Here is a 10,000-nt window from a genome sequence, read left to right as displayed (position 1 = left end):
GTCCTTTCGATACGGCATCGGCGTCGTGCCCGCGTGCGCGGCCACGCCCGTCACCGTCACGTCGAGCCAGCGGATCGCCTGGCCGCCCGTGACGATGCCGATCGTCGTGCCGTTCGCCTCGAGCACGGGCCCCTGTTCGATATGCGCCTCGAAATATGCGTCGACCGCGCCGCCCATCGCTCGCGTGCCGCGGTAGCCGCACGCGTCGAGCGCCGCGCCGAGCGTGACGCCGTCGGCGTCCTGCTTCGCGAGCGCGTCGTCGAGCGGCAACGCGCCCGTGAACACGGCCGAGCCGAGCATCGCCGGCGCGAAGCGTGCGCCCTCCTCGTTGGTCCAGGACACGATCTCGAGCGGCCTGTCGGTCGCGATGCCCGCGTCGTTCAGCGTGCGCACGAGTTCGAGCGCGGCGAGCACGCCATAGACGCCGTCGAAGCGGCCGCCTTCGGGCTGCGTGTCGAGATGGCTGCCGATCAGCACGGGCGCTGCCTGCGCATCGGCGCCGTCGCGCCGCGCGAACAGGTTGCCGACCGCATCGACGCTCACCGTCATTCCCGCGTCGCGGCACCATTGCGCGAACAGGTCGCGCCCGCGCCGGTCATCACCGGTGAGCGCGAGGCGCCGCACGCCGCCGCGCGGGGTCGCGCCGACGCGCGCCATGTCGGTCAGGCTCTGCCACAGGCGGGCGCCGTCGATTTCCAGCAGGTCTTTCATATGCATTCCGGATCGATTCGTTCGTTGAAGGTCAGTGCGAGCCGAGCGCTTCGGCGGCGGCCGGCCGCGCGGCGCGGCGCGCATCGAGCGCGACGATGCAGAGCAGCGAAATACCGGCGAGACACGTGTAGAACACCGCGAGCGGCCACCACTGGCCCGTGAAGCGATGTGCGAGCCACGTGCCGACGAGCGGCGTCAGGCCGCCCGCGATCGCGCCGCAAATCTGGTAGGCGAGCGAGATCGCCGAATAGCGCACGTGCGCGGGAAACACGTCGCTGACGAAGCCCGCGATCACCGAATAGAAGCCGGCCATGCACACCACGGCGAGCGCGATGCCGGCGATCAGCGACGCGGACGTGCCGCCCTGCACGAGCATGAACATCGGATACGGCGACAGCATCGCGAGCAGCGCCGCGAGCTTGAGGAAGCGCGCGCCGCCGATCCGCTCGGCGATCCAGGCGGCGAGCGGCTGCGCGAAGAACTGGATGATCGCGACCGCGAACAGGCTGTCGAGGATCAGCGAACGCGAGACGCCGACGTACTGCGTCGTGTACGCGATCATGAACGTGTTCGTGAAATAGACGCCCGCGATGCCGATCGTGTTCGCGCCGATACAGAGCAGCACGAGCCCCGACGCCGAACGGAACACTTCCGCGACCGGCAGCTTCACCGTGCGGTTGGCTTCCTTCACCCGCGCGAATTCCGGCGACTCGTTCACGCCGAGCCGGATCAGGATGCCGACCACGAGCAGCACCGAACTCGCGAGAAACGGCAGGCGCCAGCCCCATGCGAGGAAGTCGGCCTTGTCCATCGACGTGACCGCGCGGAACGCGATCAGCGACAGGATCAGCCCGGCCGGGCTGCCGAGCTGCGCGAACGACGCGAAAAACGTGCGGCGCCCCTGCGGCGCATGCTCGCCCGCCATCAGCACCGCGCCGCCCCATTCGCCGCCCACCGCGATGCCCTGCACGACGCGCAGCGCGACGAGCAGCACCGGCGCGAGGATGCCGACCTTCGAATAAGCGGGCAGCAGCCCGACGCACACGGTCGCGACGCCCATCATCATCAACGTCGTCATCAGCGCCTTCTTGCGGCCGACGCGGTCGCCGAGATGGCCGAAGATCACGCCGCCGAGCGGACGCGCGAAGAAGCCGACCGCAAACGTCGCGAACGACGCCATCGTGCTGACGAACGGGTCGTGCGACGGGAAATAGAGTTCGCCGAACACGAGCGCGGCGGCGGTCGCGTAGATGTAGAAGTCGTACCACTCGATCATCGTGCCGATGAACGCGGCCGTCGCGGCGCGTGCCGGCTGGCGGGCGGAAGGAAGGGACTGGGTCATGCGGGCTCCTGACGCGCGCCGCGGCGGGGCGGCACGCAATATCGTGACGGCGGCCGTCTGTCGCGGCCTCGCGCCGCACGCTGCGGCGCCCCTCCTTTATCGGTGGCCGCAAATCATTAGTCAAATTTCAAGTTATTATTCACGATATAAATTCAACTAATGCCTGATCACTGCTGCCCGGACACCCGATGCGCCCCGACCTCGCCCCGTTCCTGAATGACCGCCTCGACTGGAATCTGCTGCGCACCTATCTGGTGATCATGCAGGAACGCAGCGTGAGCCGCGCAGCCGCCCGCTTGCACGTCACGCAGCCGGCCGTGAGCCAGGCGCTGCGTCGGCTCGAAGAGACGCTCGAGCGCCGGTTGATCGAGCGGCGCGGTGCGCATTTCGCGCCGACGCCGGCCGGCGAAGCCGTGTACCGGATCGCGAGCGACATCTACGGCGGCATCTCGCGCCTCGAAACCGAAATCGACGACAGCACGGCCGACCTGACCGGCTCGATCCGGCTGCTGACGGTGAGCCGCATCGAATCGCCCGTCTACGACGAATTCCTCGCGGATTTCCACCGCGCATATCCGCGTATCGATCTGCAGATCGAAGTGATGCGCTCGTCCGACATCCTCTCCTCGCTGCTGCAGAAAACGGCCACGGCCGGGCTCGGCCTGTGCCGCACGCCGCACGACAAGCTGGAGATGCGCTGCTTCCTGCGCCAGCGCTATGCGATCTACTGCGGCCGCCATCACCGGCTGTTCGGGCAGACGCAATTGCGGATGGACGATCTGCTCGCGGAGAATTTCGTGTCGTTCACGAGCGACCAGATCGGCGACAGCCTGTCGCCGCTCACCGTGTTCCGCGACCAGAAGGGCTTCACGGGACGCATCGTCGCGTCGTCGCCGAGCCTCGAGGAGGTACGGCGGTTGATCTTCGCGGGCTACGGGATCGGCTGCCTGCCCGAGCACATCGTGCGCGACGACATCGCGCAGCAGCGGCTGTGGCGGTTGCCGCCCGACGACGGGCTCGTCGATGTCGACGTGTTCCTGTTGTGGCATCGCGACCGCAAGATGAACGCCGCCGAGCTGGCGTTTCTCGACGCGATGGAGCGCTGCATGCAGCGCTATTCGCTGGCGGAGCGGTTGGGGAAATGACAGCGCGCATGCGCTCGGAGCACGGCCGGGCGCATACGACCCGGCGCGTCGCTCCGTGCGCATGCATCAGAAGCGATGCACGATGCCGAGTTGCACGCCGCGCGCATTCGCACCCGGATACGCGAGCGGCAGGCCGGGGTTCGCCGCGCCGGCGAGCGTGTAGCCGGCCTGGTTGCGGTTGCGCAGGTACGACAGCGCGCCGTAGAAGCTCGTGCGCTTCGACAGGTCGTATTCGTACATCAGCCCGAGTTGATCTGCGTGGTTGCCTTGCGACGACTGGTCGTGCAGGTACGCGTAACCGAGCGCGACATAGTTGGCCGGGTTGAACTGGTACTTGACCGACAGCCCGTACACACGCGAATCGATTCCAAGGTCGGCCCACTTCACCGCGGAAAAGCCGCCATACACGGTGGCCTTGCCGATCGCATATGATGCACCTGCCATGATCGTGCGATCCGTCGTGGTCGCCACAGCGTTCTTCAACCACTGGCCCGCGACGAATGCGCCGAACGGACCGTGTTCGTAGGTCAGGTCGAACTGCTGGCTGGAGCCGGCCGAGCGCACGCCGCCCGCATCGCCGAACCCGAAGTACAGCCCGCCCTGGAAACCGGCGATCTCCGGGCTCTGGTACGACAGCGTGTTGCTCGTGCGGAACGCGAACACGGTCAGGTTGTCCATACCGGATGCCTGCGTGACTCCGCCGAATGCATCCTGCCCGCCCTGATCGTTGAATAGCGGCGAATTCTGCCGGCCCGCGCGCACCTTGCCCCACTGCCCCGCGATGCCGACCCACGCCTGCCGGTTGAACAGGCTGCCGGCGCTCGCGAGCGAGCCGTCATTTGGATTGAAGCCGTTTTCCAGTGCGAACTCGATCTTCTGGCCGCCGCCGATATCCTCGCCGCCCTTCAATCCGAACCGGCTGCCCCACTGGCCGCCCGAGTTGATCGCGGCCGTATAGCCGTTGCCCGTATTCACGACCTGCGCGAATTCGTCGATCACGCCGTACAGCGTGACGCCGTCCTGCGCGGACGCAGTGCCCGAACCGGCGACACAGGCAAGCGCCACCGTGAGACGAAAACCGGCGTGAACCGGCCGCACCCGGCAATCGATGCCGCGCGTTTCAATATGCTTAGTCATACTATTTGATAGGTCGAGATTGAAACGACACCGGGCACGGCGTGAACGCCGCACCGGTATCGCGGGATATCGGAATGTGTTGATGGAGCCGGACGCAGGCTACGTCCGACTCGGCGCTCAGGCCGGCGGCGTGCCGGCCCGATGCGCGAGACGCGTGGTCAGTGATGAACTTCGCCGCGTTCGAGCGGCAGGATCAGGCGCTCGGGAATACTGCGTCGCGACGCGCGCGCGCCGACGTAATACAGCACGGCCGGCACGACGAGGCCGAGGATCCACGAGATATCGGTGCCGCCGAGCGCATCGACGAGCGGCCCCGTGTAGAGGTGCGTCGACATGAACGGCAGTTGCACCAGGATACCGACCACGTAGATCGTGATCGCCATCACGTTCCAGCGGCCGTAGCGACCATCGGGATCGGACAACGCCGGCACGTCGTAGCGCGAACGCGTGAAGCAGTAGTAATCGACCAGGTTGATCGCGCTCCACGGCGTGAAGAACGCCAGCAGGAACAGGATGAACGCGGTGAATTCCTTCAGGAACGAATGACGGCCCGCGAGCGCGATCAGCGTCGACACGCAGATCATCCCGAAGATGTACACGAGGCGGCTCTTCGACGATACCGCGCCCTTGCCGCGAAAACCGCTGACGATCGTCGCCATCGACATGAAGCTGCCGTACGCGTTGAGCGCCGTCACCGTCACCTTGCCGAACGCGATGCTGAAATACAGCAGCGCGGCCACGGCGCCCGTCGAGCCCAGGCCGACGATGTACGACACTTCATGGTGCGCGAACTGGCTGCCGGCCAGCGCGGCCGCGAATACGCCGAACACCATCGCCGCCTGCGCGCCGATCACCGAGCCGAGGCCGACCGCGAGAAACGTCGCGACCGATGACGTCGAGCGCGGCAGGTAGCGCGAATAGTCGGCGACGTACGGGCCGAATGCGATCTGCCACGACGCGGACAACGACATCGCGAGCAGGAAGCTCGCCAGCGAGAAATGCCGGTTCGCGAGCAGCGCGCCGATGTCGTGGTTCGCGAACAGTTGCGCAAACATGTAGACGAACGCGACGATGCCGACCACGCTCGCGATCCGGCCGACGAAGTGGATCGCGCGATAGCCGAACACGGTGAGCACGACGATCACGGCCGCGAACAGCAGGATGCCGGCCGCGTCGTCGACATGCAGCAGTTGCGCGACGGCCTGCCCGGCCAGCACCGAGCCGCTCGCGGAAAAGCCGATGTACATCAGGCACACCAGCACGATCGGAATCATCGCGCCGTACACGCCGAACTGCACGCGGCTCGAGATCATCTGCGGCAGCCCGAGCTGCGGCCCCTGCGCGCCGTGCAGCGCCATCACCGCGCCGCCGACGAGCTGGCCGAGCAGCAGCGCGACCAGCGACCAGAACACGTCGCCGCCGAGCACGACCGCCAGCGCCCCGGTGACGATGGCCGTGATCTGCATGTTCGCCGACAGCCACAGCGTGAACTGGCTCAGCAGGCCGCCGTGGCGCTCGGCGTCGGGAATGAAGTCGATCGAGCGTACCTCGATCAGTCCGCCGGCTTTTCCACTGGAATTCGTTGACACGGGTCAATCTCCAAAATACTCAGGACCACACATGGTTTGAACGGGACAGGAAACTGCGAGCCGCCCTTTCGGCTCTGCGGATGCGGGGCGCCGTGGATCGCCGGCATGCGCCACGCACGCACGGTCTGCACGCTGGCGCGCAACCGGCACGACGTGTGCCGACATTGCCAGCGGATGATGTTGTATATACAACTTGGGAGATATCGGTGATTACCCGGTATCGATCGGTTTTCGAAATCGTCCGAGCAATCGCGGCACGCTCGCGCAGTTTTGCCTCGAGCCGGATGTAGGAAAAATGAAAGTTGGGTCGGTGGGGGGTGGTCGAGCAGGCGCGACCGTCATGGGGTCGGCGGGAGGAAGTTCAGCAGCTGTCGCGCGGCCTCGATGTCGTGTCCGTGCAGCCAGTCGTCGGCGTTGTCGCGACGCAGAGCCACGACGTCGTACCCCGGACCCCACATGCGATCAACCGCGCGGCCCGACCTGAAACGTGAGAATCTCGTCCCCCGCGTCGTCCAGTTCCCCGGTCGGCGTCCAGCCGAGGTGACGATAGAACCCGTACGAGCGCGACGCGGGATCGGTCGAGCAGCCGAGAAACAGCGACGTGACGCCGTGCGCCGCGAAATCGTCGATCACGCACCGCAGCAGCCGCTTGCCGATCCCCGTCCCTTCGTACTCGGGCAAAATCGCGAGCACGACGATTTCGCCCGAGCCGATGTCGCCGAAGCAGTAGCCGACCATGTGTGCGGGCGCACAGCAGACATGGCCTGCGAACACGCCGTCGCGGATACCGTCGTCCCAGCTTTCAACGGTGATGCCGAGCGCGCGCAACTGCGCTTCGGTGAACGCGTTTTCGCGTGTGCGCGCACGCAGTGCGATGCAGTCGGCCGCGTCGCCGGGAACGGCCTTGCGCCAGATCAGTTCATCCATCGATCGGGTGTTCCTTTTTCTGCCGCCGGCGCGACGCATACAGGCAGATCAGTTCCAGTGCGATCGTCGCACCGGCCAGCGACGTGATTTCCGCGTGATCGTACGGCGGCGACACTTCGACCACGTCCATGCCGACCAGGTTGATCCCGTCGAGGTGGCGCAGGATCTCGAACGCCTGATGGCTCGACAGTCCGCCCGACACCGGCGTCCCGGTGCCCGGCGCGAACGCCGGATCGAGACAGTCGATGTCGAACGTCAGGTACACCGGATGATCGCCGACTCGCTCGCGAATGCGCGCGGCGACCGCGGCGGGCGTCGACGCATGCACCTGACGCGCATCCTGGATGTCGAAGCCCATCGGTTCGTCGTTGGTCGTGCGGATGCCGATCTGGGCCGATCGTCCGGGCACGACCCACCCTTCCCGCGCCGCGTGATAGAACATCGTCCCGTGATCGATGCGCTTCACGTCGCGGTCGGGCCACGTGTCGGTGTGCGCGTCGAAATGCACGAGCGACAGCGGCCCGTGCACCTTCGCATGCGCCTTCAGCAGCGGATACGTGATGAAATGATCGCCGCCGAGCGTCAGCATCGCGCAGCCACGCGCGAGGATCGCATCGGCATGCCGCTCGATCGCGCCCGGCACCGCTTCGGGCTGCCCGAGATCGAACGCGCAGTCGCCGTAATCGACCGCCGCCAGCACGTCGAACGGATCGAACGACCACGGCCACGGACGCGCCCACGCGATGCCCGTCGACGCGATCCGCAACCCGCGCGGGCCGAAGCGCGTGCCGGGCCGGTGCGATGCGGCGGAATCGAACGGCACGCCGGTGATCGCGAGGTCGACGCCGTCCAGATCGCGGCTGAAACGCCGGCGCATGAAGCTCGTCGCGCCCGCGAAACTGGGTTCGGCCTGGGTGCCGTAGAGGCTGTCGCGGGTGAACGCGAAATCGTTCTGGCTCATCGTCGGAGTCCGGTCTGAAGGGGGCACGGCCGCGCGGCTGGCGACCTCGAGCCCGATTCTGCCGCGCCCGCATGCAACGAAAAATATGAACTAACATAAGCCGACTTCACAAAATGCGATGTATCGCCATGCTGACCCGACTCAGAGACATGGATTTGCAGTTGCTGCGGCTCTTTCTGACGATCGTCGAAAGCGGCGGCTTCAGTGCCGCGCAGGGCACGCTCGGCATGGCGCCGTCGACGATCAGCACGCAGATGGCCAAGCTCGAGACGCGGCTCGGGTTCCGGCTGTGCGACCGTGGCAAAGGCGGGTTCCGGCTGACGCCGAAGGGCGAACGCGTGCTGCAGTCGACGCGCCGCCTGCTGCACGCGATGGACGTGTTCACGCGCGACACGCAGCACATCTCGGGCACGTTGCTCGGCGAATTGCGCATCGGCCTGTCCGAGCGGATCTCGCCCGACGTCGTCGAATCGATCGCGGCGGCCGTCAGCCGCTTTCGCGAGCGCGCGCCGGATGTGCTGATCGAAATGATCGCGTTGCCGCCCGACGAGCTGGAGCGCCGGCTGCTGAAAGGCGAACTGCAGCTCGCGATCGGCTATTTCTCCGGCCACCAGGCCGGCCTGCACTACGCGCCGCTGTTCGTCGAGCACCAGTCGCTGCATTGCGGCGCCCGCCATCCGCTGTTCGCGAAGAAAGCCGTGTCGGTCGACGACATCTCACGCGCGAGCAACGTCGCGCGGCTCTACAAGACGAACACGTCGGGAGCGGCGCTGCGCAATGCACGGCCGACCGCGTTTTCGGAAAACGTCGATGCCGACGTGATCTTCATCCTGTCGGGCGCGCATGTCGGCTTCCTGCCCGACCACGTCGCGGCACCGTGGATCGCCGCCGGGAAGATGCGCCGGCTGCTCGCGAGCAAGCTGAGCCACACGGTGGCATTTCAGCTCGCGACACCGAGGAATTCCGACGGCAGCGAAGCGCTGGATGCGTTCACGGCCGCGCTCGCCGAGCAGTTCGGCGCGCTCGTCGGAAACGCAGACGAATAGTCGGCCGGGCGCGCCGCCCGCGCCGCGTCAGACGAGCCGGTCGGATGCGACGACCTGCACGCCCGGCCGTGCGTCGATCGCCGCGTCGAGCAACGCGCGCGCAATCCGCGGCGCGGGATTCACGCGCCACTTCGCCGGGAGCACCGGCGCGACGGCGCTCAGCGCGAACACGAACAGCCGCTCGCCGAACCGGAACTCGTCGCGGCTGCCGCCGATCAGGCCCGGTCGCACGTACGTGAGCGAATCGAAACCGACGCCGGCGAGCGCCTGCTCGACTTCGCCCTTCACGCGGTTGTAAAAGATGCGCGACCCGGCATCGGCGCCGAGCGCGGAATTCAGCACGTAGGCCGGCGTGCCGTGCCGGTGCGCGAGCCGCGCGACCGCGAGCGGATAGTCGTGATCGACGCGCCGAAAGGCCGCCTGCGAACCGGCGGCCCGCATCGTGGTGCCGAGCGTGCAGATCACCGCATCCGCGTGCCACCAGTCCGCCGTGTCGGGCAAATGGTCGAAATCGACTTCCAGCGCGCGCATCTTCGGATGCGGCGACAACGGCCGGCGCGCGAGGACGATCACCTGATCGACCCGCGCGTCGGCGAGCGCAACTTCGAGGACGTGGCGCCCGACGAGTCCGGTCGCGCCGACGAGCAGCAGTTTCATGTCCGGTTTTCCGTGTGCAGCCTGCGTTGGCGGGCCCGAGGCGGCCCGGTTTCCGGCTACCGACATGATCGTCGGCTGACGCGGCGGCGACAACCCTCCCCTCGTCTCGAAAAATTACGAGCCTGTCAGGTGCGGTCCCGGGCGATTGAACCCGTCCCGGCCAGCGCTGCTGCTGCGCGCGTTCCCGACCCGGCGCGCGAGCACGGGCAAACCCGATCGGATCGGTTTCGGGACCGGCACGAACGGATACCGGATGAACAACATGAAATACGTCAGACGCCGCAAGCGCTGCCGATGCATGCGTGACGCACCGGCAGCAGCGCTCCGTCAAGCCCGCACGTCAGACATGCAGCGCGTGTCCGAGCGCGCGCAACGCGGCTTCCTGCAGCGCTTCGCCGAGCGTCGGATGCGCGTGGATCGTGCCGCCGATGTCTTCCAGCCGCGCGCCCATCTCCAGCGACTGCGAAAACGCCGCGGCCAGCTCC

The 10,000-nt window shown here is 67.0% G+C and carries 9 protein-coding genes and 1 pseudogene; 2 read left to right on the top strand and 8 right to left on the bottom strand.

The window, feature by feature from the left end; genetic code table 11:
- Window positions 1-711: hydantoinase/carbamoylase family amidase (locus tag JMF90_RS10550; protein ID WP_201325089.1), on the bottom strand; the 711-nt coding region annotated here is incomplete at its 3' end.
- 31 nt (window positions 712-742) lie between these two features.
- Window positions 743-2,053: an MFS transporter gene (locus JMF90_RS10545; protein ID WP_201316797.1), complete on the bottom strand. Its 1,311-nt coding sequence runs from the start codon at window positions 2,051-2,053 to the stop codon at window positions 743-745.
- A gap of 188 nt (window positions 2,054-2,241) precedes the next feature.
- Here JMF90_RS10545 and JMF90_RS10540 point away from each other — a divergent pair, with 188 nt between their 5' ends.
- Window positions 2,242-3,198, top strand: a complete 957-nt coding sequence (locus tag JMF90_RS10540; RefSeq protein ID WP_006476381.1) for a LysR family transcriptional regulator — start codon at window positions 2,242-2,244, stop codon at window positions 3,196-3,198.
- A 66-nt stretch (window positions 3,199-3,264) separates the two neighbouring features.
- On the opposite strand, the gene JMF90_RS10535 is transcribed toward JMF90_RS10540, so the two are convergent.
- The 4 genes from JMF90_RS10535 to speB form a co-directional block, all read right to left on the bottom strand.
- Window positions 3,265-4,335, bottom strand: coding sequence for a porin (locus JMF90_RS10535; RefSeq protein WP_011545046.1), 1,071 nt, complete (start codon window positions 4,333-4,335; stop codon window positions 3,265-3,267).
- Between the two features lie 158 nt (window positions 4,336-4,493).
- A complete protein-coding gene (locus tag JMF90_RS10530; protein WP_011694243.1) occupies window positions 4,494-5,924 on the bottom strand; it encodes a cytosine permease in 1,431 nt (476 codons plus the stop codon).
- A gap of 462 nt (window positions 5,925-6,386) precedes the next feature.
- Window positions 6,387-6,851 (bottom strand): GNAT family N-acetyltransferase, encoded by a 465-nt coding sequence (locus JMF90_RS10525; RefSeq protein ID WP_201316796.1) that lies wholly within the window; start codon window positions 6,849-6,851, stop codon window positions 6,387-6,389.
- Window positions 6,844-7,812, bottom strand: a complete 969-nt coding sequence (gene speB / locus JMF90_RS10520) for an agmatinase (protein ID WP_201316795.1) — start codon at window positions 7,810-7,812, stop codon at window positions 6,844-6,846. The genes JMF90_RS10525 and speB overlap by 8 nt, the downstream gene beginning before the upstream one ends.
- A gap of 128 nt (window positions 7,813-7,940) precedes the next feature.
- On the opposite strand from speB, the gene JMF90_RS10515 reads away from it, so the two are divergent.
- Window positions 7,941-8,858 (top strand): LysR family transcriptional regulator, encoded by a 918-nt coding sequence (locus JMF90_RS10515; RefSeq protein WP_078040835.1) that lies wholly within the window; start codon window positions 7,941-7,943, stop codon window positions 8,856-8,858.
- Window positions 8,859-8,885: 27 nt separating this feature from the next.
- Here the strand turns inward: JMF90_RS10515 and JMF90_RS10510 are convergent, their stop codons facing one another.
- Both JMF90_RS10510 and JMF90_RS10505 read right to left on the bottom strand, forming a co-directional pair.
- Complete coding sequence (locus JMF90_RS10510) at window positions 8,886-9,515, bottom strand: NAD(P)H-binding protein (RefSeq protein ID WP_078040834.1); 630 nt, start codon at window positions 9,513-9,515, stop codon at window positions 8,886-8,888.
- Between the two features lie 340 nt (window positions 9,516-9,855).
- Window positions 9,856-10,000, bottom strand: a pseudogene (locus JMF90_RS10505) (dihydrolipoyl dehydrogenase); the annotation flags it as partial.

The sequence above is a fragment of the Burkholderia sp. E168m23 genome (genome assembly GCF_016586125.1).
GTDB lineage: Bacteria > Pseudomonadota > Gammaproteobacteria > Burkholderiales > Burkholderiaceae > Burkholderia > Burkholderia orbicola.
This window is presented reverse-complemented; position numbering and strand designations above follow the sequence as displayed.

Bases quoted from the DNA above. Each gene is read 5' to 3' on its own strand.
- JMF90_RS10545 (WP_201316797.1), bottom strand. From the start codon at position 2,053: ATGACCCAGTCCCTTCCTTCCGCCCGCCAGCCGGCACGCGCCGCGACG.
- JMF90_RS10540 (WP_006476381.1), top strand. From the start codon at position 2,242: ATGCGCCCCGACCTCGCCCCGTTCCTGAATGACCGCCTCGACTGGAAT.
- JMF90_RS10535 (WP_011545046.1), bottom strand. From the start codon at position 4,335: ATGACTAAGCATATTGAAACGCGCGGCATCGATTGCCGGGTGCGGCCG.
- JMF90_RS10525 (WP_201316796.1), bottom strand. From the start codon at position 6,851: ATGGATGAACTGATCTGGCGCAAGGCCGTTCCCGGCGACGCGGCCGAC.
- speB (WP_201316795.1), bottom strand. From the start codon at position 7,812: ATGAGCCAGAACGATTTCGCGTTCACCCGCGACAGCCTCTACGGCACC.
- JMF90_RS10515 (WP_078040835.1), top strand. From the start codon at position 7,941: ATGCTGACCCGACTCAGAGACATGGATTTGCAGTTGCTGCGGCTCTTT.
- JMF90_RS10510 (WP_078040834.1), bottom strand. From the start codon at position 9,515: ATGAAACTGCTGCTCGTCGGCGCGACCGGACTCGTCGGGCGCCACGTC.